The 25927-nt window shown below is 58.4% G+C and carries 33 protein-coding genes and 1 tRNA gene; 23 read left to right on the top strand and 11 right to left on the bottom strand.

Going from position 1 to position 25927, the window contains the following annotated elements; genetic code table 11:
- From N1078_RS04450 to N1078_RS04430, 5 genes are all read right to left on the bottom strand, one after another.
- Positions 1 to 1586: DUF927 domain-containing protein (locus N1078_RS04450; protein WP_274086989.1), on the bottom strand; the 1586-nt coding region annotated here is incomplete at its 3' end.
- Positions 1583 to 2452, bottom strand: coding sequence for a toprim domain-containing protein (locus N1078_RS04445; protein WP_274086988.1), 870 nt, complete (start codon positions 2450 to 2452; stop codon positions 1583 to 1585). The genes N1078_RS04450 and N1078_RS04445, both read right to left, overlap by 4 nt.
- Positions 2440 to 2580: a hypothetical protein gene (locus N1078_RS04440; RefSeq protein ID WP_274086987.1), complete on the bottom strand. Its 141-nt coding sequence runs from the start codon at positions 2578 to 2580 to the stop codon at positions 2440 to 2442. The genes N1078_RS04445 and N1078_RS04440 overlap by 13 nt, the downstream gene beginning before the upstream one ends.
- A gap of 3 nt (positions 2581 to 2583) precedes the next feature.
- Entirely contained in the window at positions 2584 to 2904 is a 321-nt protein-coding gene (locus N1078_RS04435; protein WP_274086986.1) for a hypothetical protein, read from the bottom strand.
- Entirely contained in the window at positions 2901 to 3062 is a 162-nt protein-coding gene (locus N1078_RS04430; RefSeq protein ID WP_274086985.1) for a hypothetical protein, read from the bottom strand. The genes N1078_RS04435 and N1078_RS04430 overlap by 4 nt, the downstream gene beginning before the upstream one ends.
- 327 nt (positions 3063 to 3389) lie before the next feature.
- Here N1078_RS04430 and N1078_RS04425 point away from each other — a divergent pair, with 327 nt between their 5' ends.
- A complete protein-coding gene (locus N1078_RS04425; RefSeq protein ID WP_274086984.1) occupies positions 3390 to 3662 on the top strand; it encodes a BrnT family toxin in 273 nt (90 codons plus the stop codon).
- On the top strand, positions 3643 to 3948 hold the full coding sequence (locus N1078_RS04420) for a BrnA antitoxin family protein (protein WP_274086983.1): 306 nt from the start codon (positions 3643 to 3645) through the stop codon (positions 3946 to 3948). The genes N1078_RS04425 and N1078_RS04420 overlap by 20 nt, the downstream gene beginning before the upstream one ends.
- Before the next feature lie 109 nt (positions 3949 to 4057).
- Here the strand turns inward: N1078_RS04420 and N1078_RS04415 are convergent, their stop codons facing one another.
- The 5 genes from N1078_RS04415 to N1078_RS04395 all read right to left on the bottom strand — a co-directional run bounded on the left by N1078_RS04415 (position 4058) and on the right by N1078_RS04395 (position 6983).
- Entirely contained in the window at positions 4058 to 4429 is a 372-nt protein-coding gene (locus tag N1078_RS04415; RefSeq protein WP_274086982.1) for a hypothetical protein, read from the bottom strand.
- Positions 4430 to 4648 carry a helix-turn-helix transcriptional regulator gene (locus N1078_RS04410; protein ID WP_274086981.1) on the bottom strand — a complete coding sequence of 73 codons (219 nt, stop codon included), beginning with the start codon at positions 4646 to 4648 and terminating at the stop codon, positions 4430 to 4432.
- Positions 4649 to 4762: 114 nt separating this feature from the next.
- Complete coding sequence (locus tag N1078_RS04405; protein WP_274086980.1) at positions 4763 to 5479, bottom strand: hypothetical protein; 717 nt, start codon at positions 5477 to 5479, stop codon at positions 4763 to 4765.
- Positions 5480 to 6691 carry a tyrosine-type recombinase/integrase gene (locus tag N1078_RS04400; protein WP_274086979.1) on the bottom strand — a complete coding sequence of 404 codons (1212 nt, stop codon included), beginning with the start codon at positions 6689 to 6691 and terminating at the stop codon, positions 5480 to 5482.
- Between the two features lie 207 nt (positions 6692 to 6898).
- Positions 6899 to 6983, bottom strand: a tRNA-Leu gene (locus N1078_RS04395).
- 111 nt (positions 6984 to 7094) lie between these two features.
- Between N1078_RS04395 and queA the strand changes: the two genes are divergently transcribed.
- The 6 genes from queA (at position 7095) to N1078_RS04365 (ending at position 13147) form a co-directional block, all read left to right on the top strand.
- Positions 7095 to 8144, top strand: a complete 1050-nt coding sequence (gene queA, locus N1078_RS04390; RefSeq protein WP_274086978.1) for a tRNA preQ1(34) S-adenosylmethionine ribosyltransferase-isomerase QueA — start codon at positions 7095 to 7097, stop codon at positions 8142 to 8144.
- A 14-nt stretch (positions 8145 to 8158) separates the two neighbouring features.
- Positions 8159 to 9274, top strand: a complete 1116-nt coding sequence (gene tgt / locus N1078_RS04385; protein ID WP_274087003.1) for a tRNA guanosine(34) transglycosylase Tgt — start codon at positions 8159 to 8161, stop codon at positions 9272 to 9274.
- 39 nt (positions 9275 to 9313) lie between these two features.
- The gene (gene yajC, locus N1078_RS04380) at positions 9314 to 9649 is read left to right on the top strand and encodes a preprotein translocase subunit YajC (RefSeq protein ID WP_090248652.1); all 336 of its coding nucleotides are present in this window, start codon (positions 9314 to 9316) and stop codon (positions 9647 to 9649) included.
- Positions 9650 to 9711: 62 nt separating this feature from the next.
- Positions 9712 to 11580, top strand: a complete 1869-nt coding sequence (secD, locus tag N1078_RS04375; protein WP_274086977.1) for a protein translocase subunit SecD — start codon at positions 9712 to 9714, stop codon at positions 11578 to 11580.
- Between the two features lie 9 nt (positions 11581 to 11589).
- Positions 11590 to 12495: a protein translocase subunit SecF gene (gene secF, locus N1078_RS04370; protein WP_274086976.1), complete on the top strand. Its 906-nt coding sequence runs from the start codon at positions 11590 to 11592 to the stop codon at positions 12493 to 12495.
- 124 nt (positions 12496 to 12619) lie between these two features.
- On the top strand, positions 12620 to 13147 hold the full coding sequence (locus N1078_RS04365; RefSeq protein ID WP_274086975.1) for a glycine zipper 2TM domain-containing protein: 528 nt from the start codon (positions 12620 to 12622) through the stop codon (positions 13145 to 13147).
- Between the two features lie 52 nt (positions 13148 to 13199).
- Here N1078_RS04365 and suhB read toward each other — a convergent pair whose 3' ends face one another.
- Positions 13200 to 14015 carry a type III secretion system regulator SuhB gene (gene suhB / locus N1078_RS04360; RefSeq protein WP_274086974.1) on the bottom strand — a complete coding sequence of 272 codons (816 nt, stop codon included), beginning with the start codon at positions 14013 to 14015 and terminating at the stop codon, positions 13200 to 13202.
- A 144-nt stretch (positions 14016 to 14159) separates the two neighbouring features.
- Between suhB and trmJ the strand changes: the two genes are divergently transcribed.
- The 15 genes from trmJ (at position 14160) to ispG (ending at position 25925) form a co-directional block, all read left to right on the top strand.
- A complete protein-coding gene (trmJ, locus tag N1078_RS04355; RefSeq protein WP_274086973.1) occupies positions 14160 to 14939 on the top strand; it encodes a tRNA (cytosine(32)/uridine(32)-2'-O)-methyltransferase TrmJ in 780 nt (259 codons plus the stop codon).
- Entirely contained in the window at positions 14932 to 15708 is a 777-nt protein-coding gene (gene cysE / locus N1078_RS04350) for a serine O-acetyltransferase (RefSeq protein WP_274086972.1), read from the top strand. Before trmJ ends, cysE begins: the two co-directional genes overlap by 8 nt.
- 139 nt (positions 15709 to 15847) lie before the next feature.
- Positions 15848 to 16339, top strand: a complete 492-nt coding sequence (gene iscR, locus N1078_RS04345) for a Fe-S cluster assembly transcriptional regulator IscR (protein WP_274086971.1) — start codon at positions 15848 to 15850, stop codon at positions 16337 to 16339.
- A 48-nt stretch (positions 16340 to 16387) separates the two neighbouring features.
- Complete coding sequence (locus N1078_RS04340) at positions 16388 to 17602, top strand: IscS subfamily cysteine desulfurase (protein WP_274086970.1); 1215 nt, start codon at positions 16388 to 16390, stop codon at positions 17600 to 17602.
- Between the two features lie 47 nt (positions 17603 to 17649).
- Entirely contained in the window at positions 17650 to 18036 is a 387-nt protein-coding gene (iscU, locus tag N1078_RS04335) for a Fe-S cluster assembly scaffold IscU (RefSeq protein ID WP_090239371.1), read from the top strand.
- Positions 18037 to 18048: 12 nt separating this feature from the next.
- Positions 18049 to 18372, top strand: a complete 324-nt coding sequence (gene iscA / locus N1078_RS04330) for an iron-sulfur cluster assembly protein IscA (protein ID WP_274086969.1) — start codon at positions 18049 to 18051, stop codon at positions 18370 to 18372.
- 7 nt (positions 18373 to 18379) lie between these two features.
- Positions 18380 to 18901: a co-chaperone HscB gene (gene hscB / locus N1078_RS04325; protein ID WP_274086968.1), complete on the top strand. Its 522-nt coding sequence runs from the start codon at positions 18380 to 18382 to the stop codon at positions 18899 to 18901.
- Between the two features lie 40 nt (positions 18902 to 18941).
- Complete coding sequence (hscA, locus tag N1078_RS04320; RefSeq protein ID WP_274086967.1) at positions 18942 to 20807, top strand: Fe-S protein assembly chaperone HscA; 1866 nt, start codon at positions 18942 to 18944, stop codon at positions 20805 to 20807.
- 2 nt (positions 20808 to 20809) lie between these two features.
- Positions 20810 to 21151, top strand: a complete 342-nt coding sequence (gene fdx, locus N1078_RS04315; protein WP_274086966.1) for an ISC system 2Fe-2S type ferredoxin — start codon at positions 20810 to 20812, stop codon at positions 21149 to 21151.
- A gap of 14 nt (positions 21152 to 21165) precedes the next feature.
- The gene (gene iscX / locus N1078_RS04310) at positions 21166 to 21366 is read left to right on the top strand and encodes a Fe-S cluster assembly protein IscX (RefSeq protein ID WP_274086965.1); all 201 of its coding nucleotides are present in this window, start codon (positions 21166 to 21168) and stop codon (positions 21364 to 21366) included.
- 92 nt (positions 21367 to 21458) lie between these two features.
- Positions 21459 to 21890, top strand: coding sequence for a nucleoside-diphosphate kinase (gene ndk / locus N1078_RS04305; RefSeq protein ID WP_274086964.1), 432 nt, complete (start codon positions 21459 to 21461; stop codon positions 21888 to 21890).
- Between the two features lie 23 nt (positions 21891 to 21913).
- Positions 21914 to 23062, top strand: coding sequence for a 23S rRNA (adenine(2503)-C(2))-methyltransferase RlmN (gene rlmN / locus N1078_RS04300; protein ID WP_274086963.1), 1149 nt, complete (start codon positions 21914 to 21916; stop codon positions 23060 to 23062).
- Positions 23063 to 23075: 13 nt separating this feature from the next.
- Positions 23076 to 23834: a type IV pilus biogenesis/stability protein PilW gene (gene pilW / locus N1078_RS04295; RefSeq protein ID WP_274086962.1), complete on the top strand. Its 759-nt coding sequence runs from the start codon at positions 23076 to 23078 to the stop codon at positions 23832 to 23834.
- Positions 23834 to 24814: a RodZ domain-containing protein gene (locus tag N1078_RS04290; RefSeq protein WP_274086961.1), complete on the top strand. Its 981-nt coding sequence runs from the start codon at positions 23834 to 23836 to the stop codon at positions 24812 to 24814. The genes pilW and N1078_RS04290 overlap by 1 nt, the downstream gene beginning before the upstream one ends.
- 1 nt (position 24815) lies before the next feature.
- A complete protein-coding gene (ispG, locus tag N1078_RS04285; protein ID WP_274086960.1) occupies positions 24816 to 25925 on the top strand; it encodes a flavodoxin-dependent (E)-4-hydroxy-3-methylbut-2-enyl-diphosphate synthase in 1110 nt (369 codons plus the stop codon).
- The last annotated feature ends 2 nt before the right edge of the window (positions 25926 to 25927 follow it).

The raw sequence follows: 25927 nt of genomic DNA, 5'->3' as shown, positions 1-25927 counted from the left end.
AGCCGCTTGGAGCCAATCAACTCCCAGTAACCGGCGCGATTGAACACCTTGGCGTCAGGCGCGTGGTCATCCACGTCTGAAAAGCGGCTACTGCCGTGCTTGTCAATAAAGTCGAGAACACCGGCCAGTATCTGGCGATCCTCGGCATTGCCGCTGCCGACTCGGCTCAACCACTCGCCATACAGCAACTGGCAATCAGCCAGGGCGCTACCCTGGGGCCATGGCAGCAGGCCGTAGGCGATGGCCATTTCACCGGCCAGGGCGATCACGGCGAAGCGATCCGCCACGCGCCCGGCTTGGGCGTTGTCTTCCACGAACTGGCCGCGCACCCGGGCGAAGTCTTGCAGCAGGCCGGGAAGATCGTCAGCGGCTAGCAGTCGCTCGACAAAGGCCGGGCCTAAGTGGCCGTGCTGGTGAGCGACGGCGACGGTCAGCAGGCGGTGAAAGTCGGCACCCTCCAGCCCGTGCAATTGGTCAAAGGCGCGGTGTGTGCGAGTGCCGGCGTTCACGTCCACCATGCGCAACTCAGCACCCGCATGGGCAGCGTTGCCGGATATAGCGGCGTGCTCAGACAGTGAACGCTCACCACTGGACAGCGCCAACAGCCGCCACGTCAGCTTGGGGCGGCCTTCACGCTCGCGGGTCATGGTGCCTTTGCCCTGGCCGTTGGCGAGGGAGTAGGCCATGGCCTGCACCTGCTTGGGGTCAGCACGTTTGATTTCGTCCAGCGGCAGGATGGTGTCATTACGGCTGGCCGCTTCAATCTCCAGCCCGCCCTTGCTCATATCCCAGCTGGCAGCAAACACACCGGGATCACCCCACACCGACGATCCCACCAACTGCGCCAGGGACTTACCGCTGGAGCTGTCGCCCACCAGGTGAACGCCGCCGCCGACCACCCCTACTAGGCTCAGCAGCGGCCCGGCCAGTGCACAGCCAATGGCCAAGGTCAGTACCGGATTGCCCGCGCACTTGGCGGCTACCTCGGTTTGCCATTGCTCAAGCGTGCCGCTGGTGCTGTACAGGTTGATGCTGCGTGCGCCGGCCTGATAACGCACGGTGTCGCTGCCAATGGTGCGCTGGGGCAGCACGAATGCCCCGGAAGCGTGCCAGCCTGGCCGCGCCGTGGTGATAATGGTTTGCTCGGGGCGCTGCTCCAGCAGGTACTCCATGAACAAACCTCGCTTGCGTGGGGCGATGATGGCCCCCATGCCGAACAGGGCGCGGCGTGCGTCTTCACCGCTCCCGCCGAACACCTCCATTGGAATGATCCATTCCTTGGTCCCGCTGTTGGTCAGCAGGCGCAGCAACCGGCCCTCGCTGCCGTCGTCGCTGTTGGTGGTGCGCGCGGTCACGATCACGGGTGTGGCCAGCCAGTCGTCAGTGATGGGGCGGGTGGTTTCTTCGCTGTCGTCATCACCCACGGCGGCACGCTTGAAGCCGTGCCAGTAAACGCCTGGGCGTAGCTTGCGGCCCGCCTCATTCGTGACCCAGTGTTCATACACGCCCCAGCATGGCCGCTCGGGCGTGATGGTTGGCGACGATGGCGAAGGCACCAGGGATAAGGTCGGTTCGGCGGCGCTCATTGGGCGGCCCTCCAGTTGGCGAGGTCGTTAAAGTCGGTTAGGTCTGCGGGGGCGTCTTGCGGCCACAGCGGGAAGACCACCAGCCCGCCCACTGCCACAGCGGCGGCATTGGCAGCTGTACGCCCTGGGTTGCCCTCGGTCTGGCGGTCGTCGTCGCCCGCGATGATGATTGAGGCGTGCGGGTGCTTCTCTCGCAGCGCCAGCGCCGCTGGCCTGAGGTTGCCGGCATTCATCGCACAGGCCACAGCGGCCCCGGTGTCGGCGTGGATCGTTGCCCCGGTTGCCCAGCCTTCGCAGATGTATAGCGGTTGGCCTGGCGTGATGATTCCCAGCGGCGAATAGCAGCCCTTAACCATGCCGCCAAACAGGAAGCGTTTGCTGCCATCGGGCTTGATGCGTTGCAGGTTCACCAGTTGGTCGTCACGCACCAGCGGTATCAACAGCACGCCGTCGTGCTGGCGTAGGGTGTAAGGGCGCGCCCCTTTTGCGACTAGGTACGGGTGATCGGGATCAGCGCGGCGGGCGTCACGCCAAAGGCGGTTGCCATATTCAGCGGCGGCCTGTTGGCGCTGGTTCTGCTCGGCTTCCCGTTGCCGGCGTGCCTGCTCGATGCGCTGGCGCACCTGCTCGGCTTCCTTGGCGTCCACCGGCTCACGGCTACACCAGGTGTATGCGCTGCCGGCCTTCCAGCTGCCGAACGCACCGGAGGCGATGCCATCCTGGTACAGCACATACCAGCCGTTAAGGGTGCCGGCCTTGTCGCCCGGAACGTGGAAGCGTTGAATGCTGCCGTCGGCAATGGGTAGCCAATCAAGCAGGCCGAACGTGTTTTGCATGGCGTCACGAAAAGCGATTACACCGTCCATAGCAGCACCTCGATAGCAGCCATTAGCACCAGGTCAGCGCCTAGCGGTTGCAGCGCCAGCAGCAGGGCGTGGGCTTTCTCCAGGCAAGCCGATCCCGTCGGCGCAAATGCACCGTTTTGAATTTGCATGGGTTACTCCTTGGCCGTTGTGGCGGCTTGGTACTCGGCTCGGCGGCGCAGGGTCACGGCGATAGCTTCGGCGCAGGCGCGTAGCTCGTCGGTACTTGCGTGCAGGTCGGGGCCGGCGAGTGATTCCAGCATCTGCGCAACAGTCATAACGCAAGCATTCGGCGCTATCGGAGTGAAGCGCACTGCTCCGAACGTGTCGTAGTGGAATATCCAGCGCTGACCGGGCTTGCCTCGCTTGGGTGTTAGATCGTCAGCAGCGGCGCACGCCTCACCATTCAGCGCGGCACGTATCACCTGAGTGGCGTCTTGCTTTGGCATGCTCATTCAGCACCCCCGGCAGCTTCCAGTGCGCGGGCACGGGCCATGTGGTGGTTGTAGCGGGTAAGGCGCACGGACAGGGATGAATCAGCGCGTAGGGCGGCAAGTGCCATGGCTCGAAAGGCTGCGGCGTGCGGTGCGGACGGATTGCGGGCGTGTTTCATGGGTACAGCTCCAAGTTTGGGTTGGAGCTGCCACGGATCGTCGCCAAACGATTTAGGGTGGCAGCTGTGCGCAGGTTGGCGAACCGGGAACTTGGAACCCGGCATACCCGAAGGTATCCCACGCACAGCCGCCATAACGCGAAGTTGCGGGCACAAAAAAAGCGCCTGCTTTCGGATGGGGCGCTTGTGCGCCAAGTTGCTCGGGTCGCCAAACCCGGTCACTGAATATGCAGCGACGGTCGCACGATAACGCCGATGCGCCAGCTTGGCAATGGTGGGGAATGCTTGGGCGTTGTCAGGCTGAATTAGTGTAGCTACAATAAATCCATGCAAATCACCTACGATCCCGCCAAATGCGAGCGCAACACAGCCGAGCGTGGGTTGTCTTTCGAGCTGGTGCGCGCCTTCGATTGGTCGGCGGCCTTGGTGCTTGAGGATCAGCGAAACGACTACGGCGAAAGACGCTTTCAGGCGCTGGGCTTTATCGGTGATCGGCTTTACATGCTGGTGTTCACGCCGCGCCCGGGTGCGGTTCACGTCATCAGCTTGCGCAAGGCAAACAAGCGGGAGGTAACAGGCTATGAGCAAAGTCAGGTCTGAACAGGCGCGCACCGATAACCCCGTATGGGGTGCGGCAGAGTTCGCCAAGGCAGAGCGGGCCAGCGATGTGCTGGGCGAGTTGTTCGGCGCTGAGCAAGCGGCGGCCATGCTCAAGCCCAAGCGCGGGCGTCCGGTTGCGGCGGCGCGCAAAGAGCTGGTTAGCGTGCGGTATGACGCCGAGGTGCTGGCCGCCTTTCGGGCATCCGGCCCCGGCTGGCAGGCCCGCTTAAACGCGGCCCTGTCGGACTGGTTGAAGACGCACAAGCCCGAAGACGTGGCAGCATAGGCGGCGTCACCGGCTACGGTCGGCAGGAATCTGGAACCCTTCACGGTTGATCCAGTAACGCGGGTGTAACGGTTGCTAGCCGATACCCCGCGTTTTTTATTGGGCGCTGTCATGCGGCCACCTTCTTGCCCTTGCGGGCAAACATCATGGTGATCACCTTGTCTGCCTGCTCATGCTGGCTTAACGGTAAGCGGTAGCGCGTTACGTCGCAGGGTTCGCCCCAGTGGTTCGCGGCCTTTTCCGGCATGTGCTCGAAGGTCAGCCCGTATTGGCTTTCTAAGGCCGGGATAGTCGAGTTAAGGCAGGTGTCCCCGACCTTGCGGGCCGCCTCAAATCTGTTGAGCGTGTCGAAGTGGCGAACGTAGACCAGGACGCGAGCAATCTTGCTGGGTGCTGTGCTCAGCAGTTCGGCGGGGCTGGTGATATTCTGGCCGTGCGACGGGCTGGCTTCTGCATGTATTGGGTGGCTGGCCTTTTTCATTTAGGCCACCTTGCGCTGTGCGGCCAACGAATCACACCAGGCCAATACCTCTGCTTCGATCCAGGCAACAGACTTGGGGCCAAGGTTCACTTGGGCGGGAAAGGTGCCGGCGGCAATGCGGCGGTAAATCTCGGAGGTGGAAAGGCTGGTGTAGTCCTTCACCTTGGGCAGTTTGATAAAGCGGCGGGGGAGTTGGGCGGGATTGGTGTGTGCGGCCATTGTCGTGTGCCTCTCGGGCTTTGTTGAACACGATTGGCATTACATACAACAGAGTTTGGCTCTTACAGTCCGGTCTGCGCGCAGGCCGTACAGTTTGCGAGCAGACCGTAAGGGTCAGGCTTTAGATTTTTCATGCGCGGCTATCCATTCGTACAGGGTGCGCTCCTTGATTCCGTCCCGCTTGCCGATAATTCGGGCAAAGTCGGCGCGGCCTTTGTATTCGTTGGAGGTATTATCCCACTCTGACATAAGGTCGGTTTTCACTTTGTTCGTCGGGGCATGACGTTTTTTTGCCCGCTCGCTCGCGATCTCACTTTGTTTTGCGGAGGTAAGGCTTAGGGTGAAGTCGGACTGCAGATCACCGCGAGTTTTTAGTATTAGCTCGCACACCTCAAAGGCTTCTTCGATTTTATTTTTGCTATAAAGCCAGCATAAGAGGTCGTACTGATAAACCATCAGGCTTATTTTTTGCCAGTAGTCAAAGTCTCCGAACGAAGCATGGATGGATAGCGTCGCCAGTTTGAAAATCGCTGTCCTAGCGGAGGCTCTACGACTCGGGATACTGATTTCCGCGACCTTAGCAATTCGCTCCAAGCTCGCCTCTATTACAGACCCAACTGCGGTTGCTACTTCAATTGCTGGAAAAGTCTTCCACGCATCCTCTTCGCATTCGTTGAACGCGGCATTGGAAAGCTCCTCAAGGCACCAGGATAGAGATTCTCCAAACTGATATTGAATATTTGATAGATCAGGCCCACTGTAAAACGTGTACCCCTCCAGCTGTTCGTAGACTTCTAGAAGGTTGATGTATCTAAAGTATGCACACGGCATCTATGACGCTCTCAGAAGCTGAATTTTTGAGTTTTGGCCTGCGCACAGGGCGTCTATCGAATCGGCCCACGCTTGCATCATTTCCCGGCGCTGCTCCAGGTAGGCGGCGTGGTTGTAAGTGTCGCGCATCTCGTCGTCATCGCCGTGAGCAAGCTGGCGCTCGATCCAGTCGCGGTTGTAGCCGCGTCCGTTTAACTCTGTGCTCAGCAAGTGGCGGAAGCCGTGGCCGGTTTGCCTGTCTTTATAGCCGGCGTCGGCCAATGCCTTGTTGATGGTGTTTTCACTCATTGGGCGGTTGGTGTTGTTGCGCCCGGCAAATACCAATGCATAACCCCCGGTGACTTCTTGAAGCTGGCGCAGGATGGTAACGGCCTGGCGTGGCAGTGGTACTGAGTGGTCGCGTCGGGCTTTCATGCGCTCTTTCGGAATCGTCCAGGTTGCGGCCTCAAGGTCGAACTCGGCCCAGGGGGCGGCGCGCAATTCACCAGGGCGCACAGCCGTCAGCACCAGCAGGCGGATGGCGTGGCGGGTCAGGGTATTGATGTTGGCTGCTTCGATCTTGCTCAGCAGTTCGGGTAACTCTGCACAGGTGACGTGCGGATGGTGCCGCGTTGCTGGTGCGTGAGCTGCGATCACGTCCAAGTCAGTTGCCGGGTTTGCCTCTACCGACCCTTGTGCCAGGCCAAAGCGGAAAATCTGACTTAGCCATTGGCGGGTTTTCTTGGCGACGTTGTGCGCCCCGCGTGATTCGATCTTGCGGATTAGTGCTACCAGCTCAGGGCGGGTAATGGCCTTGACGGGGCGGTGGCCAAGGGCGGGCAGTAAATCAGACTCCAAGTAAGCAGCGGCCTTGTCGGCTGTGGACTTTGCCCAGCGTGGCGAGCGGTAAGCGTGCCACTCACGCGCCAGTTCCTCGAATGTCTGCGCCTCAAGTGCTTGCGCCTGTTTAGTGGCTTGGCGTTCTGCGCCTGGGTCGGTGCCTTCGTCCAGCAGTAAGCGGGCGTCATCACGCTTGCGGCGGGCGGCGGCCAAAGGCACGGCAGGGTAGGCACCCAAGGAAAGCATTTTAGCTTTGCCGTTGAAGCGGTAGCGGTAGCGCCACAGCTTGGAGCCGGTTGGGGCGACCTCTAAGCACAGGCCGTTGCTGTCGGCTAAGCGATACAGCTTGTCCTTGGGCTTGGCTGTTTTGATTGCGGAATCGGTCAGCGGCATGGTGCCCCCGTGTGAGCCATGCCGGGCGGCGTTTGGCGGCTCAGGTGTGAGTAGATTTATCGACCAAACTCGATCTACTCACAAATCTACTCACAATCCAGTGGGCTTACAAGGTAACGGTAGGGAACTGCGGGCAATAAAAAACCGGCTCAAGTGGCCGGTTCTCTAGGGTTTCAGGTCGTTTCGGTGCGTCCTGAGATGTTTGTATGGTGCCCCGGGGGAGACTCGAACTCCCACTTCTTTCGAAAACGGATTTTGAATCCGCCGCGTCTACCGGTTCCGCCACCGGGGCACAATGGCGGCGGAGTATAGAGATGGTATTTGCATTGGTCAATGCATTGCGTGTTCAGAATGTGCGATTTCCGGTAAGCTTTGCCGCCCTTCAAGATGACCCTCTCTAGCCATGCGTGTTGCCGATTTCAATTTCGAGCTGCCAGACGCTCTGATTGCCCGCCATCCTCTTGCCGAACGCCGTGCCAGCCGCTTGCTGGTGCTCGATGGGCCGACGGGGGAGTTGGCGCACAAACAGTTCAGCGACCTGTTGGATTATCTTCGTCCCGGCGATTTGATGGTGTTTAACAACACGCGGGTGATTCCGGCGCGGCTGTTCGGGCAGAAGGCTTCGGGCGGCAAGCTGGAGGTCTTGGTCGAGCGGGTGCTGGACAGTCATCGTGTGCTGGCCCATGTGCGTTCGAGCAAGTCGCCCAAGCCCGGTTCGACCATTCTGATTGACGGTGGTGGCGAGGCTGAAATGGTTGCCCGTCACGATGCCTTGTTCGAGCTGCGTTTCAGCGAAGAAGTGCTGCCGCTGCTGGAACGGGTCGGGCATATGCCGTTGCCGCCTTATATCGATCGCCCGGATGAGCAGGCTGATCGTGAGCGTTATCAGACGGTGTATGCCGACCGTGCCGGTGCCGTGGCTGCGCCGACCGCAGGGCTGCATTTTGATCAGGCGCTGTTGGCAGCGATTGCCGAGAAGGGCGTTGAGCGCGCCTTTGTCACGCTGCATGTAGGGGCGGGGACGTTTCAGCCGGTGCGGGTTGAGCGCATCGAAGACCACCATATGCACACCGAGTGGCTGGAGGTCGGCCAGGATGTGGTTGATGCTGTGGCTGCCTGCCGCGCGCGTGGCGGTCGGGTGATTGCCGTTGGCACCACCAGCGTGCGTTCGCTGGAAAGTGCTGCGCGCGATGGCGTGCTCAAGGCCTTCAGCGGTGACACCGACATCTTTATCTATCCAGGCCGGCCGCTGCATGTGGTCGATGCGCTGGTGACCAACTTCCATTTGCCAGAGTCGACCCTGCTGATGCTGGTGTCGGCGTTTGCCGGTTACCCGGAAACCATGGCGGCTTATCAGGCGGCGATTACCGGCAAGTATCGTTTTTTCAGTTACGGTGATGCCATGTTTATCACCCGCAACCCCGCACCGCGCGGGCCAGAGGAACAGTTATGACGCGCACGTGCCGCATGTCTTTCGAATTATTGGCGACCGAGGGCAAGGCGCGCCGTGGTCGGCTGACCTTCCCGCGTGGCGTGGTGGAAACCCCCGCGTTTATGCCCGTGGGCACCTATGGCACGGTCAAGGGCATGCTGCCGCGTGATATCGAGGCGATTGGCGCACAGATCATCCTCGGCAATACCTTCCACCTGTGGTTGCGCCCCGGCACGGAAGTGATCAAGCAGCACGGCGACCTGCATGACTTTATGCAGTGGCAAGGGCCGATCCTCACCGACTCCGGCGGCTTCCAGGTGTTCAGCCTCGGCGCCATGCGCAAGATCAAGGAAGAAGGCGTGTACTTCGCCTCGCCGGTCGATGGTGCCAAGGTGTTTATGGGGCCGGAAGAATCAATGCAGGTACAGCGCGACCTGGGCTCCGACATCGTGATGATTTTCGATGAGTGCACGCCGTATCCGGCCGAATTTGACGTGGCCAAAAAGTCGATGGAGTTGTCCTTGCGTTGGGCCAAGCGCTCGAAAGAGGCCCATGGCGAGAATACTGCAGCGTTGTTTGGCATCGTTCAGGGCGGTATGCATGAAGAGCTGCGCAAGGTTTCTCTAGAGGGCTTGGAGCAGATCGGCTTTGACGGTTATGCGATTGGCGGGTTGTCAGTCGGTGAGCCGAAAGACGAGATGATCAAAGTCTTGGACTACCTGCCTGCGCAGTTGCCGGCTGATAAGCCGCGCTACCTAATGGGCGTTGGCAAGCCAGAAGATCTGGTTGAAGGCGTGCGCCGTGGTGTGGACATGTTCGACTGCGTAATGCCGACCCGAAATGCGCGCAACGGCCACCTGTTTGTCGATACGGGCGTGCTGAAAATCCGCAATGCCTTCCATAAGCAGGACAATTCGCCGCTGGATCCGACTTGCGATTGTTACACCTGCAAACATTTCTCCCGCGCCTATCTGCATCACCTGGATAAGTGCGGCGAAATGCTGGGTAGTATGCTCAATACAATCCATAACTTGCGGCATTATCAGGTGCTTATGGCTGGTTTGCGCGAGGCTATTCAACAGGGTACATTGGCCGCCTTTGTCGATGCCTTCTATGCCAAACGCGGGCTACCAACGCCGCCTCTGGACTGATTTCCCAACCTTTTAAAGACCTTTTAACAGGAGTGTTATATGAGCTTTTTTATTCCCGCTGCGTTCGCTGAAGGTGCCGCACCGGCTGCCGGTCCTGCTGGTAGTGGTTTTGAGTGGGTGTTTCTGGTCGGCTTTCTGGTCATCTTCTATCTGATGATCTGGCGTCCACAGGCCAAGCGTGCGAAAGAGCACAAAGGGCTGATCAGTGGCCTGCAGAAAGGCGACGAAGTGGTTACCAGCGGCGGCATCGCTGGCAAGGTGTCGAAGGTTTCCGATGACTTCGTGGTAATCGAAGTATCCGACACCGTCGAGCTGAAGATTCAGAAAGTGGCGATTGCCGCTTCGCTGCCTAAAGGCACGCTGAAAGCGATCTAAGCCACACACCTTTACTATTCGACGGGGCGCTTAATGCGCCCCGCGTCATAACGGGCGGCGTCATGCTCAACAAATTTCCCCTCTGGAAGTACCTGCTGATTCTGGCTGTGCTGGCAATCGGCTTTCTTTATTCTGCGCCCAATTTGTACCCGGATGATCCGGCGATCCAGATCAGTGGCAACAGCTCCGCCATGCGCGTCGAGCAGGCCGACCTAGAGCGTGCTAAGCGTGCGCTGGAAGCGGCTGGTATCAGTGTAAAAGCAGTTAGTGTGGCGAATCAGGGTCGTGCTGGTTTGCTGCGTTTGAACAGCGCTGAAGATCAACTGCCCGCCAAAGAACTGGTGCGTAAGGCGTTGAGCGATGAATTTGTGGTGGCCTTGAACCTGGCGCAGACCACACCGGATTGGCTGCGTAACCTGGGCGGTAGCCCGATGAAGCTCGGCTTGGACTTGTCCGGTGGTGTGCACTTCCTGATGGAAGTCGACATGGATAAAGCCCTGGATGCGCGCCGCAAGGTTTACGAGGGCGAGGTCAAGAGCCTGCTGCGTAAAGAGCGTGTGCGTTATCGCAGCCTGCCTGAGCTCAATGGCGCCATTCAGCTGGGTTTTGTCGATGAAGCGGCGCTGGAGAAAGCTCAGCAGCTGATTCGCAAAGACTTTAACGATTTTGATATGACCACTGTGCAGCGTAATGAGCTGCAGGTGCTGCGTTTGTCGCTAACTCAGGCCAAGTTGGTCGAGATTCGCGAATACTCGATCAAGCAGAACCTGACCACGGTGCGTAACCGGGTCAATGAGCTGGGTGTGGCTGAGCCACTGGTTCAGCGTCAGGGTGCCAACCGCATCGTGGTTGAACTGCCGGGGGTGCAGGACACTGCTGAAGCCAAGCGTATTCTCGGCAAGACGGCCAACCTGGAATTCCGTCTGGCCGCCGAGCCCGATGCTGCTAGGGCGGCAACTGAAAGTTTTGAATTCCGTCAGGAAGGCCGTCCACCAGCGTTGCTGGAGCGTGATCTGATCATCACGGGTGACCAAGTCACCGATGCGCAGGCCAGTTTCGATGAGAATGGCAGCCCGCAGGTAAACATCCGTCTGGATGGTCGCGGTGGTGACCTGATGAATCGCGCGACTCGCAACAACGTCGGGCGCAGCATGGCGGTGATCTTTATCGAGCAGAAGCCGGTGACGCGCTACGTGCGTCAGGTGGTCGATGGCGTCGAGAAAGAAGTCGAGCTGCAGACCTTCGTTGAAGAGAAGAGGATCATCAGCCTGGCCACTATTCAGTCGCCGCTGGGTAGCCAGTTCCGCATCACTGGTCTGGATGGTCAGGGTGAGTCGTCCGAGCTGGCCCTGCTGCTGCGTGCTGGCGGCCTGGCTGCGCCGATGTACTTCGCAGAAGAGCGCACCATTGGCCCGAGCCTGGGTGCTGACAACATTACCAAGGGCGTGAATGCGTCGCTGTGGGCAATGCTGTTTGTTTCGCTGTTTATCATTGCCATCTACCGTGCTTTTGGGGTGTTGGCGACTATTGCGCTGGGCCTGAATATGGTGCTGTTGCTGGCGCTGATGTCGTTGCTCAGCGCCACGCTAACCCTGCCAGGTATTGCCGGTATCGTGCTGACCATGGGTATGGCGGTGGACGCCAACGTGCTGATCTTCTCGCGTATTCGTGAGGAAATTGCCAATGGTATGTCGATCCAGCGCGCTATCCATGAAGGCTTTGACCGGGCGTACTCGGCGATTGTCGATGCCAACCTGACCACGCTGTTGGTCGGCGGCATTCTGTTTGCCATGGGCACGGGACCGGTTAAAGGCTTCGCGGTGACCTTGTCGCTGGGCATCATCACATCGATGTTTACCGCCATTCTGGTCACGCGTTGCATGGTCAACCTGACATGCGGCGGGCGTGACTTTAAGAAGTTGTGGATTTAAGGGGCTGTGATGAAACGTACGATCAACTTCATGGGGGTGCGCAATATTGCGTTCGCCCTCACCGTGGTCCTGACGCTGCTGTCACTGGCGAGTCTGTTTACCAAAGGCCTGAACCTGGGCTTGGACTTTACCGGTGGTACGCAAATCGAGTTGAGTTACGAGCAGCCGGCCGACCTCGGTAAGATTCGTGAGCAGCTGGCCGGTGCCGGCTATGCCGATGCTGTGGTGCAGAGCTTTGGTGCCACCACTGATGTGGTGGTGCGCATGCAGGGCAATAATCCTGAGCTGGGTAACAATGTGGCCACGGCGCTGCGTCAGGCCGGTGAACAGCTTGAGGTGAAGAAGGTTGAGTTCGTCGGTCCGCAGGTCGGTGAAGAGCTGCGCGATCAGGGCGGTCTTGGCCTGTTGTTAGCGTTGGGTGGGGTGATGCTCTATCTGGCCTTCCGCTTCCAGTGGAAGTTCGGTGTTGCAGCGATTATCTCGCTGGTTCACGACGTGATTGTCACGCTCGGCGTTCTGTCGTTCTTCCAGATTACCTTCGACCTGACTGTGCTGGCGGCTCTGTTGGCGATCATTGGCTACTCGCTGAACGACACCATTGTGGTGTTCGACCGGGTGCGCGAGAACTTCCGGGTGCTGCGTAAGGCGACGTTGATTGAGAACATCAACATCTCCACCACGCAGACCCTGCTGCGTACCATGGCGACGTCCATCTCAACCTTGCTGGCCATTGGTGCGCTGCTGCTGTTTGCCGGCGACAACCTGTTCGCCTTCTCGGTAGCGTTGTTTGTCGGTGTGGCGGCGGGCACTTACTCGTCGGTCTATATCGCTAACGTGGTACTGGTATGGCTCGATCTGACGGTTGATGATCTGATTCCGCCGGTGGTGGAAGAAGAGGTCGATGAGCGCCCCTGAATCTGTGGGTTTCATCGCAAAAGTTTGAATGGGCCGGGCGGGTGTTGAACTTGCCCGGCTTTTTTATGCTCCAAGGCAAGGATTAAGGCGCATTGCGCGCTAGGCAGCAGTTTAGGAGGTTTGTATGAATAAGTCTTTGTTGGTCGGCGCCGTGTTAGGTGCAGTGGGTGTAACGGCGGGCGGAGCGGTGGCCACTTATAACGTCGTTACTGCGCCAAAATATGCGGAAGTGCTGGCAGTGAAGCCGGTAAACCAAACCATTAAAACCCCGCGTGAAGTGTGTAAAGACGTGACGGTTACCCGTCAGGCAGCGGTCAAGGATCAGCACAAAATTGCCGGTACGGCGATTGGTGCTGTGGTTGGTGGCTTGCTGGGTAATCAGGTGGGCGGAGGTAATGGCAAGAAGTTGGCAACGGTCGCCGGTGCGGTAGGTGGTGGTTATGCCGGTAATAAGGTGCAGGGCAATATGCAGGAAAACGACACCTACACCACCACTGAAACGCGCTGTAATACGGTCACTGACACCAGTGAGAAACTGGTGGGCTATGACGTTAAATACGAACTGGACGGTAAGATCAGTCAGGTGCGTATGGCCAATGATCCGGGTCAGCGGATCCAGGTGCGTGATGGTCAGTTAGTGCTGGTGGAGTAAATTCCCAGGCAATAAAAAAGCGCCCTAGGGCGCTTTTTTATTGCCTGGGCTGTTAGCGCTTCAGTGAAGCTGACAGGTGCGGCTGAATGGCCGTCAGGACTGCTTTGAAGCACTTTGTGTTACCGGCAACGATTTGGCCTTTTTCAAGGAATTCGTGGCTGCCGCTGAAATCGCTGACCAGGCCGCCTGCTTCTTGAATCAGCAGGGCACCGGCGGCCATGTCCCACTCGGACAGGCCAAACTCCCAGAATGCATCAAAGCGACCCGTGGCAACGTAGGCCAAGTCCAGGCTTGCTGCCCCGCCGTGGCGTAGGCCGGCAGCCTGGCCAACCAAGCTGCGGAACATGCCGATGTAGTTCTCGAGGTTGTCCATCTGGTTATCGCGGAACGGGAAGCCGGTGCCGAGCAGTGCGCCTTCCAGGCCCTTGCGATTGCCAACGCGCATGCGGCGGCCGTTGAGGGCAGCGCCACGGCCGCGGCTGGTGGTGAATTCTTCTTGGCGTACGGGGTCTATGACCACTGCGTGTTCAAGGCGGCCACGGTATTTGCACGCGATGCTGACCGCGTAGTGCGGAATGCCGCGGATAAAATTAGCGCTGCCATCCAGTGCGTCGATGATCCACACATAGTCGGCGCCTTCACCGCTGCCTGCGCTCAGGCCGCTTTCCTTGCCGAAGATGCCGTGAGTCGGGTAGGCCTTGCGCAGTGCCTGGATGATCAGCTGCTCGGCGGAGCGATTAAGCTCGGTCACGTAATCCTTGGCTTCTTTCTCGTCGACCGAGATGACGTCCAAGCGTTCGGTCGAGCGGAAGATCATTTCGCCGGCGCTACGGGCTGCGCGCAGCGCGATATTCAGCATGGGCTGCATGGATGTTCACCTGGGTCGTTAAAGAAAGCCGGCCATTGTAGCAGAAAAGCCGGGCGGTTGAAGTACAACCTGAGCCTTGCGTGGCGTAAGGTGGGCTGCTTCTGTAAGATTTGCCTCTCTAAGCCTTGTCTGTGAGCGTTTGCGTTGCTAGAAAATATTCGCGTTGTTTTGGTCAACACCAGTCACCCAGGCAATATCGGTGGCGCGGCGCGGGCCATGAAAAACATGGGGCTGTCGCAGTTGGTGCTGGTTGATCCGCAGGATTTCCCGAGCGCCGACGCGGTGGCTAGGGCTTCGGGCGCAAGCGATGTGCTCGATGCGGCGCAGGTGGTGGGCACGCTGGAAGAGGCGCTGGTGGGTTGTAGTTTGGTGCTCGGTACCAGCGCGCGTGATCGGCGTATCCCATGGCCACTGCTGGATCCGCGTGAGTGTGGCGTGGCGGCGTGCGAGCAGGCGCAGCAAGGTGCGCAGGTGGCGTTGGTGTTTGGGCGTGAGTATGCCGGGCTGACCAATGATGAGCTGCAGCGCTGTCACTTTCACGTGCACATACCGTCTGATCCTGAATTCAGCTCGCTGAATCTGGCTGCGGCGGTGCAAGTGTTGGCCTATGAAGTGCGGATGTCCTGGTTGGCGGCGCAAAATCAGCCGACTAAAACGCTCAAGCTGGAGGCTACGGCCATACAGAGTTCGCTGCCGGTCACGGCGGATGAGCTGGAATCGTTTTACACCCATCTTGAGCAGGCGCTGGTTGAGATTAAGTTTCTCGACCCGTCCAAGCCGCGACATTTGATGAGTCGCTTGCGCCGTTTGTATGGGCGTAGCGAGGTCAGCAAGCTGGAAATGAATATCTTGCGCGGCATCTTGACGGAAACCATCAAGGCGGCGCGTGGCGAGCACCCTGGGCAGGAGAAAGCAGATGTTTGAGCGCATGCGAGAAGATATACAGAGCGTATTTCATCGTGATCCGGCGGCGCGTAATAGCTTTGAGGTGGTCACCTGCTATCCAGGGTTGCATGCAGTCTGGCTGCATCGCGTGGCGCACGCGCTGTGGGGTAGTGGCTGGAAGTGGTTGGCGCGCGTGGTGTCGAACTTCGGGCGCTGGATGACCGGCATCGAGATCCATCCGGGTGCGAAGATCGGTCGGCGCTTCTTTATCGATCACGGCATGGGCATTGTCATTGGTGAAACTGCCGAGATCGGCAATGACGTCACCCTTTATCAGGGGGTGACGTTGGGCGGCACCAGCTGGAACAAGGGTAAGCGCCATCCGACGCTGGAGGATGGTGTGGTGGTCGGAGCTGGAGCCAAGGTGCTAGGGCCGTTTACGGTCGGCGCGGGGGCCAAGATCGGCTCCAATGCCGTGGTGACCAAAGAGGTGCCGGCGGGTGCGACGGCGGTTGGTATTCCGGGGCGAATTATCGTTAAGGCGGATGATGAGCAGGAGGCCAAGCGCAAGGCGATTGCTGAGAAGCTGGGCTTTGATGCGTATGGTGTGGGCCAGGATATGCCTGACCCGATTGCGCGCGCTATCGGTCAGTTGCTTGATCACTTGCATGCGGTTGATGGGCAGTTAGAAGGTATGTGTGGCGCGCTCAAGTCCCTGGGTAGCGATTACTGCTCCAAGGGTTTTCCTGAGCTGCGCAATGAGGATTTCGAGAGTGTGGTCAAGGACGCAGACAAGCCTGCGGCTTGATGGCGCAGGGGTGCGCTTTTTTGCTAAACTGCGCGCCCCTCATGCGGCTTAATCCCGACAAGAGTGCTAGGTCTTATAGTTGACTTAAATACTCGGGAATTGCATAATCGCCGCATATTGCGACCACGCGGTAACCCTCATGCGACTAACCACCAAAGGCCGTTATGCCGTCACCGCCATGCTTGATCTGGCGCTGCATGCGCAGAGCGGGCCGGTGTCCCTGGCTGATATTTCCGAACGGCAGGGCATTTCCCTGTCCTACTTGGAGCAGCTGTTTGCCAAGCTGCGTCGCGGCAACCTGGTTTCCAGTGTGCGCGGGCCTGGCGGTGGTTATCAGCTGTCACGCGGGATGCAGGGCATTCAGGTGGCTGAGGTGATCGATGCGGTCAATGAGTCCGTCGATGCCACGCGCTGTCAGGGGCAGGGCGATTGCCACGCGGGTGATACCTGTCTAACCCATCATCTGTGGTGTGACCTTAGCCAGCAGATACATGAATTTCTCAGTGGCATCAGTCTCGCTGACTTGGTGACCCGACGTGAAGTACAGGAAGTTGCCCAGCGCCAGGATCAGCGCCGTTGCAATGGCAGTACGCCTTACTTAGATAAGATTGAAACGTCCGCCGTCGATTGAGCGCTAGGCGCTGGCTAGCTGGCCTGATACCTGATTAGGAGAGAATTGATGAAGTTGCCGATTTACCTCGATTATTCCGCCACCACGCCGGTTGATCCGCGTGTTGCGCAAAAAATGAGCGAATGCCTGCTGGTTGACGGTAATTTCGGCAACCCGGCGTCGCGCTCCCACGTGTTCGGCTGGAAGGCCGAAGAAGCGGTAGAGAATGCCCGTCGTCAGGTGGCTGATCTGGTCAATGCTGACCCGCGCGAGATTGTTTGGACCTCCGGTGCTACCGAATCCAACAACTTGGCGATCAAAGGCATTGCTGACTTCTACAAGAGCAAAGGCAAGCACCTGATCACCTCGAAGATCGAGCACAAAGCAGTGCTCGACACCATGCGTCAGCTTGAGCGTGAAGGCTTTGAGGTCACTTACATCGAGCCGGGTGAAGACGGTCTGATTACTCCGGCTATGATCGAGGCTGAGTTGCGTGATGACACTATTCTGGTGTCGGCCATGCACGTGAATAACGAGATCGGCACCATCAACGACATTGCTGCGATTGGTGAGTTGACCCGTTCGCGCGGTGTGTTCTTTCACGTCGACGCGGCGCAGTCCACCGGCAAGGTGGCAATCGATCTGCAGTCGCTGAAAGTCGATCTGATGTCGTTCTCTGCACACAAAACCTATGGCCCTAAGGGCGTTGGTGCGCTGTACGTGTGCCGTAAGCCGCGCGTGCGTCTGGAAGCCCAGACCCACGGCGGTGGTCACGAGCGCGGCATGCGCTCCGGCACCCTGGCAACCCACCAGTGTGTGGGTATGGGCGAGGCTTTCCAGATTGCCAAGGAAGAAATGGCTCAGGAAAACCAGCGCATTCTGGCTTTGCGTGATCGCTTCTTTAAGCAGGTTGATGGCCTGGAAGAGCTGTATGTCAATGGCAGCATGAGCGCTCGTGTGCCACACAACCTCAACCTCAGCTTCAACTATGTTGAGGGTGAGTCGCTGATCATGGCACTCAAGGATCTGGCTGTTTCGTCGGGCTCGGCCTGTACTTCGGCTTCCCTGGAACCGTCCTACGTGTTGCGTGCCCTGGGTCGTAATGACGAGCTGGCGCACAGTTCCATTCGCTTTACCTTCGGCCGCTTCACCACTGAGGAAGAGGTCGATTACGCCGCGCAGAAGGTTTGCGAGGCGGTCACCAAGCTGCGCGAATTGTCGCCGCTGTGGGATATGTACAAAGACGGTGTCGACATCTCCAAGATCGAGTGGGCGGCGCACTAAGTAGTCGCCGAGCAAGAGCGACTCTCTGATGAGGAAGGAATACCAGCATGGCTTACAGTGAAAAGGTCATTGACCACTACGAGAACCCGCGCAACGTCGGCAAGATGGACGCGGAAGACCCAAGCGTAGGCACCGGCATGGTCGGTGCGCCGGCTTGCGGTGACGTGATGCGTTTGCAGATCAAGGTTAACGAGCAAGGCGTCATTGAAGACGCCAAGTTCAAAACTTATGGCTGCGGTTCGGCCATTGCCTCCAGCTCCCTCGCCACTGAGTGGATGAAGGGTAAGACCCTGGACGAAGCGGAAACCATCAAGAACACCCAGCTGGCTGAAGAATTGGCCCTGCCTCCGGTGAAAATTCACTGCTCGGTCCTCGCGGAAGATGCCATCAAGGCAGCCGTGCGCGACTACAAGCAGAAGAAAGGCTTGCTCTAAGGAGGTTTGTCGATGGCTATCAGCATGACCGAAGCAGCGGCTCAGCATGTGCGTCGTTCGCTTGATGGGCGTGGCAAGGGTGAGGGCATCCGTTTGGCTGTTCGCACCACGGGCTGCTCAGGCTTGGCCTATGTGCTGGAGTTTGTCGATGAGACTGCTAGCGAAGATCAGGTGTTCGAGAGCTTTGGGGTCAAGGTGATCATCGACCCAAAAAGCTTGGTTTATCTCGATGGCACAGAACTCGACTTCGTTAAAGAAGGGTTGAACGAAGGCTTCAAGTTCAACAACCCCAACGTGCGTGGCGAATGTGGCTGCGGCGAAAGCTTCAACATCTGAGGCGCCCGTGGGTACTCCTTGTCACTTTGCGTTGTTTGATCTAAAGCCTGGTTTTCGTTTGGATCTTGAGTTGCTGGCCAGCCGCTATCGCGAGCTGGCGCGGCATGTCCATCCGGACCGTTTCGCCGATGCTTCCGAGCGCGAACAGCGCGTGGCGCTGGAGCAGTCTGCCAGCCTTAACGAAGCCTATCGAACGCTGAAAAATCCGCCGCAGCGCGCGCGCTACCTACTCGCGCTGAGTGGGCCTGAATTGCCGCTGGAAGTGACCGTACAAGACCCGAACTTCCTTTTGCAGCAGATGCAGTGGCGCGAAGAGCTGGAAGATCTGCATGACAGTGCAGACCTGGCTGGTGTTGCACAATTCAAACGGCGGTTGAAAGTGGCTCAGGATGAGCTGAATGAAAGTTTTGCCGTTTGTTGGGACGATGCCTCGCGGCGTGAAGAGGCCGAGCGCCTGATGCGCCGCATGCAGTTTCTCGACAAGCTCTCTCACGAGGTTCGCCAGCTGGAAGAGCGCCTCGACGATTAACGCTGGTGCGCTGCACCCGATACCTAAGCATTGATTACTCATGGCCTTACTGCAGATCGCTGAACCCGGACAAAGCCCTCAGCCCCACCAGCGCAGGCTGGCGGTGGGGATTGATCTGGGTACCACCAATTCGCTAGTCGCCGCTGTGCGTAGCGGGCTCTCTGAACCTCTGGCTGATGCCGCTGGGCAGGTCATTCTGCCGTCCGCGGTGCGCTACCACGCTGATCGTGTTGAGGTTGGCGAGGATGCCAGGGCGGCAGCTTCGGGCGACCCGTTGAATACCGTGCTGTCAGTCAAGCGCCTGATGGGGCGTGGCTTGGCCGACGTTAAGCAGTTGGGTGAGCAGTTGCCTTACCGCTTTGTCGGTGGTGAGTCGCACATGCCGTTTATTGAGACGGTACAGGGGCCGAAAAGCCCGGTCGAAGTTTCCGCCGAAATTCTCAAAGTGCTGCGTCAGCGCGCCGAGGCGACGCTGGGTGGCGAGCTGGTCGGTGCGGTGATCACCGTGCCGGCCTATTTTGATGACTCGCAGCGCCAGGCCACTAAAGACGCGGCGCGTCTGGCTGGGCTGAATGTGCTGCGCTTGCTCAACGAGCCGACTGCGGCGGCAGTTGCCTATGGGCTCGACCAGCACGCTGAAGGCGTGGTGGCGATTTATGACCTGGGCGGCGGTACCTTCGATATTTCCGTGCTGCGCCTGACCGGTGGTGTGTTTGAAGTGCTCGCCACGGGCGGTGATAGTGCGCTGGGTGGTGATGACTTCGACTACGCCATTGCCAGCTGGATTGTGCAGCAGGCGGGCGTGTCGGAAGACCTGGATCCGGGTCAGCAACGCTTGTTACTACAGACCGCCTGTGCAGCCAAGGAAGCGTTGACCAATAACGCGACTACCACGCTCAGCTATGCCGGCTGGCAAGGTGTGCTGAGTCGCGAGCAGCTTGATGCGCTGATTGAACCGATGGTCGCGCGCAGCCTCAAAGCCTGCCGCCGTGCGGTGCGTGATGCGGGTATTGAGCTGGAAGAGGTCGAAGCGGTGGTCATGGTCGGTGGTTCGACCCGCGTGCCGCGCGTGCGCCAGGCTGTCGCCGAATTATTCTCCCGTGAGCCGCTGGCCGATATCGATCCCGATCAGGTGGTGGCCATTGGTGCGGCAATCCAGGCGGATGCTTTGGCGGGTAATAAGCGCGGTGACGGTGAAGAGTTGCTGCTGTTGGATGTGATTCCGCTGTCGCTGGGCCTGGAGACCATGGGTGGGCTGATGGAGAAGGTGATTCCGCGCAACACCACCATTCCCGTAGCGCGCGCCCAGGACTTCACCACCTACAAAGATGGCCAGACGGCCATGATGATCCATGTGCTGCAGGGTGAGCGCGAGTTGATCAGTGACTGCCGTTCCCTGGCGCGCTTCGAGTTGCGCGGTATTCCGCCGATGGTGGCCGGTGCGGCGAAAATTCGTGTGACCTTCCAAGTCGATGCTGACGGCCTGCTCAGTGTGTCAGCCCTTGAATTGGCGTCGGGTGTTGAGGCGAGTATCCAGGTCAAGCCGTCCTACGGTCTGACGGATGGCGAGATTGCCCGCATGCTGCAGGATTCGTTCAAAAACGCCAGTGACGACAAAGTGGCGCGCGTATTGCGCGAGCAACAAGTCGATGCTCAGCGTTTGCTGGAAGCGGTGGAAGCCGCTTTGTTGGCGGATGGTGAGCGCTTGCTGGACGCTGATGAGCGCGTGGCCATCGAGGCGCAGATGCAGCAATTACGCGACTGCATGGCGGCCAACGATGGTTTGGCCATTGAGCAGCAAACCAAGCGATTGACCCAGATAACTGATGCCTTTGCGGCGCGTCGTCTGGATGCCACGGTCAAAGCCTCGCTGGCTGGCCGTAGTCTTGATGAGATTGAGGAATAAGCATGCCGCAGATTATCTTTCTGCCCCACGCTGTACTGTGCCCAGAAGGTTTGGTGGTTGAAGTGGCGCCCGGCACGTCGGTGCTTGAAGTGGCGCATGAGCATCACATCGAGATCGAAAGTGCCTGCGGGGGCGTTTGTGCCTGCACCACGTGTCATTGCATTATCCGTGAAGGCTTTGATTCGCTGGCTGAGGCGGATGAGTTGGAAGAAGACATGCTCGACAAGGCTTGGGGCTTGGAGGCGCAATCACGTCTGTCCTGCCAGGCTATTGTGGGCGGCGAAGACATCACTGTCGAAATTCCTAAATACTCGCTCAATCATGCCGCCGAAGCGCCGCACTGATTCAAGGAGCTGTTATGACGCTGAAATGGGCTGATGTTCTGGAAATCGCTATTCAGTTGGCTGAGTCCAAGCCGGATGTCGATCCGCGTTACGTTAATTTTGTCGATTTGCACAAATGGATTCTGGCGCTGCCTGAATTCAGCGACGATCCGACTCGCGGTGGCGAGAAGGTGCTGGAAGCCGTTCAGGCTGCCTGGATCGAAGAGGCTGACTGAGTCGCCCTGTACGCTGTTAGGCAATCCCAATAAACCCGCGTATAATTCGCGGGTTTAATTTTTCGCTTTAACCACTGTTTCTGGAGTTTCACATGGCTGTTCAACGCACTTTCTCCATCATCAAGCCTGACGCTGTTGCTAAAAACGTTATCGGCGAAATCACCAGCCGTTTCGAAAAAGCCGGTCTGCGCGTCGTCGCTTCGAAAATGCTTCAGCTGTCTGAGCGCGAAGCTGCTGGTTTCTACGCTGAGCACAGCGAGCGTGGCTTCTTCAAAGACCTGGTTGCTTTCATGACTTCCGGCCCCGTTATCGTTCAGGTTCTGGAAGGCGAAAACGCTGTTCTGGCTAACCGTGATCTGATGGGCGCTACCAACCCTAAAGAAGCTGCTGCCGGCACTATCCGTGCTGATTTCGCCGTTTCCATCGACGAAAACGCTGTCCACGGTTCGGACTCCGAAGCTTCTGCTGCTCGCGAAATCGCTTACTTCTTCGCGTCCACTGAAGTTTGCGCTCGTATTCGCTAAGCGAATTGAGTGAGGGTGAAGCCATGATCGCATCGACCGGTAAAACCAATCTGTTGGGTCTGACCCAGGCAGAAATGGAACAATTCTTCGAACAAATCGGGGAAAAACGTTTCCGCGCCGGTCAGTTGATGAAGTGGATTCACCACTTTGGTGTCGATGACTTCGATGCCATGAGTAATGTCAGCAAGGCCTTGCGCGAAAAGCTCAAGGCCTGTGCTGAAATCCGCGGCCCGGAAGTGGTCAGCGAAGATATTTCCACTGATGGCACGCGCAAGTGGGTAGTGCGGGTGGCGTCAGGTAGCTGTGTTGAAACTGTTTATATACCCCAGGGCACGCGCGGCACTTTGTGTGTTTCGTCGCAGGCCGGTTGTGCGCTGGATTGCAGTTTCTGTTCGACCGGTAAGCAAGGCTTTAACAGTGACCTTACTGCTGCGGAAATCATCGGTCAGGTGTGGATTGCCAATAAGTCGTTTGGCAGTGTGCCGGCGAAGATTGACCGGGCGATCACCAACGTGGTGATGATGGGCATGGGCGAACCGTTGTTGAATTTTGACAATGTGGTCGCTGCCATGAAACTCATGATGGATGACCTCGGCTATGGCATCTCCAAGCGCAAGGTGACGTTGTCCACCTCGGGCGTAGTGCCGATGATAGATAAGCTGGGTGAGGTCATCGACGTGTCGTTGGCGCTGTCGCTGCATGCACCCAATGATGAGCTGCGCAGCCAATTGGTGCCGATCAACAAGAAGTACCCGCTGGAAATGCTTTTGGCAGCCTGTAAGCGTTATGTTTCTCGGCTGGGTGAGAAGCGCGTGCTGACCATCGAGTACACCCTGCTTAAGGATGTAAACGATAAGATTGAGCACGCTGAGGAAATGATCGCACTTCTCAAAGATGTGCCTTGCAAGATCAACCTGATTCCGTTTAATCCCTTCCCTCACTCGGGGTACGAGCGGCCTAGCAATAATGCGATCCGCCGTTTCCAAGACCTGCTGCATAAAGCCGGGCACAATGTCACCGTGCGCACCACGCGCGGTGAGGACATTGACGCAGCCTGTGGCCAATTGGTTGGCCAGGTCATGGACCGTACCCGCCGTAGTGAACGTTATATCGCTGTGCGTGAATTGAGTAGCGAGGCCGAAACGCCGAGTGCCGCCGCCAATCGAACCTAAGGGGAGGATACCCATGACCTTGCGACCCGCGTTATTGCTGTTGGCCGCTAGTCTGTTAGCCGGTTGTGTCACAACCGGTACTGTTGATCCGATGAAAACCGGCAAGGGCCGTGAAGAAGCGCGGGATGCCTATGTACAACTGGGCATCGGCTACCTGCAACAAGGTCAAACCGAGCGCGCCAAGGTGCCGCTGAAAAAAGCCTTGGAGCTCGACTCGTCGAATGCCGATGCGCATGCCGCACTGGCGTTAGTGTTCCAGATAGAAATGGAGCCCAAGCTGGCCGATGAGCACTTTCGCAAGGCCATTTCGCAGCGTCGTGATGATGCGCGCTTACTGAACAACTACGGCAGCTTTCTGTATGAGCAGCAGCGTTACCAGGAAGCACTGGAGCGCTATACCGAAGCCGCTCAGGACAACCTTTATCCCGAGCGTTCGCGGGTGTTCGAAAACCTCGGTTTGACTTCATTGCAGCTGCAGCAGCGTGAGCAGGCCAAGGCTTATTTTGAACGCTCACTGCGTTTGAATAGCCGCCAGCCGCGGGCGTTGATGGAGATGGCGCAGTTGTCCTACGAGGACAAACAATACGTGCCTGCTCGTAGCTATTACGAAGCCTATATGTCCTTGGCACCGCAGAATGCCCGCAGCCTATTGTTAGGCGTGCGTTTGGCGAAGATTTTCGAGGAGCGCGACAATGCCGCGAGTCTCGGTTTGCAGTTGAAGCGACTTTATCCGGGCACGCCGGAATATCAGCAATACCTGTCGGAGCAATGATGAAAGCGGCGCATCCTGAAGGGCTAGCAGTTCCCCGTATCAATCCGGGTGAGACGTTGCGCGAGGCTCGCGAGAGCCGTGGTTGGGCCGTGGCAGAGGTCGCTGCGCAGTTGAATTTGACCTCGCAACGCTTGAGTCAGATTGAGCAAGGTGCCTTCGACAAGTTACCAGGGCATACCTTTGCGCGTGGTTATGTGCGCGCTTACGCCAAGTTGTTGGAGCTTGATCAGAATCGTCTGGTGATGGAGTTCGATCAATTCACCGGTAGCGATGCCGCAGGCAGCAGCGTACACAGTCTGGGGCGCATTGAAGGGCCGGTGAGCTACTCGCAGCGTATTTTGCGCATGGTCAGTTTTGTGTTGTTGCTTGCCCTGGCTGGCTTGAGTTTCTTCTGGTGGCAGGAAAAGACTGAACGCCAGGCTGAAGACCTTGCCACTCAAAGCCTTGAGCATGTTGAAGTAGACGGCGCTGACGGCACCACACAGATTCATCCTTTGGATGAACCCGAGGATCAGGCCGTGGAAGCGCCCCAGATGGAGGCTGAAACAGTTTTGCCGCTGCCGTCTGAAGATACTCCCGCCTTACCAGAGCCTGGCGTTGCTGAAACGCCCAGCGAGAATGTGCCGGTGCAAGAGTCGCTTCCGCCAGTCGCCGCCGCTGCCGCTCCGGTCACTGTAGAGGCATTGCCTGCTGTATCCGCTGAACCTGCGCCTACGCCGGTTCAGGCTGGTGCGGGCGAAGCCGTGGTCAGTTTGACCTTTATTGCAGATTGCTGGACGCAGCTAACCGATGCTAATGGCAAGGTGCTGTTCAGCGCCCTCAAGCGTAAGGGCGACAGCCTGCAGTTGACGGGTAAGGCGCCGCTGGAGCTGCGCCTGGGCTATGCCCGTGGTGCGCAGGTCAGCCTCAATGGCAGTCCGGTTGATGTGGCGCCTTTTATCTCTGGTGAGACCGCGCGTCTGAAGTTGGGTGGGCAGTAACATGCATGGCGAATCACCAATTAAACGTCGTATTTCACGCCAAATCTGGGTCGGCTCTGTACCGGTTGGCGGTGATGCGCCGATAGCTGTGCAGAGCATGACCAACAGCGATACCAACGATGTGGCCGCGACCGTGGCACAGATTCGACGCCTGGAAGATGCCGGCGCGGACATTGTGCGGGTCTCGGTGCCGGATATGGATGCAGCCGAGGCTTTCGGCCGGATCAAGCAGCAGGTCAAGGTACCGCTGGTGGCTGATATCCACTTCGATTACCAGATCGCCTTGCGTGTGGCAGAACTCGGGGTCGATTGTCTGCGCATCAATCCGGGCAACATCGGCCGTGAAGACCGTGTGCGTGCGGTAGTTGAAGCAGCGCGTGATCGAGGCATCCCGATTCGCATCGGGGTCAATGCGGGCTCGCTGGAAAAAGACCTGCAGAAGAAATATGGCGAACCGACGCCCGAAGCCTTGGTCGAGTCGGCATTGCGCCATGTCGAGCACCTCGATCGCCTGAACTTCCCCGACTTCAAGGTCAGCGTAAAGGCCTCCGACGTGTTTATGGCCGTGGAAGCCTACCGACTGCTGGCCAAGCAAATCGAACAGCCGTTGCATTTGGGTATCACCGAAGCAGGCGGCCTGCGCTCCGGTACGGTCAAATCCGCGGTAGGCCTGGGCATGCTGTTGGCAGAAGGCATCGGCGACACTATCCGCATTTCCTTGGCCGCTGATCCTGTTGAAGAGATCAAGGTTGGCTACGACATCCTCAAATCGCTGCGCCTGCGTTCCCGTGGCATCAACTTTATCGCCTGCCCAAGCTGCTCGCGGCAGAACTTCGATGTGGTGAAAACCATGAACGAGCTGGAGCAGCGCGTCGAAGACCTACTGGTGCCTCTGGATGTGGCGGTGATCGGTTGTGTGGTCAACGGTCCCGGTGAAGCCAAAGAGGCGCATATCGGCCTGACTGGCGGCTCGCCTAACCTGATTTATATCGATGGCAAGCCGGCGCTCAAGCTGGGTAATAACAACCTGGTCGATGAGCTGGAAAAGCTGATCCGCCAGAAAGCGGCCGACAAGGTCGCCGCTGACGCCGCCGTTATCGTGCGTAGCTAACA

The organism is Pseudomonas sp. MIL19, from assembly GCF_028680365.1.
Lineage (GTDB): Bacteria > Pseudomonadota > Gammaproteobacteria > Pseudomonadales > Pseudomonadaceae > Aquipseudomonas > Aquipseudomonas spirodelae.
Note: the sequence above shows the minus strand (reverse complement) of the source record. Positions and strands in the feature narration are given on the sequence as shown.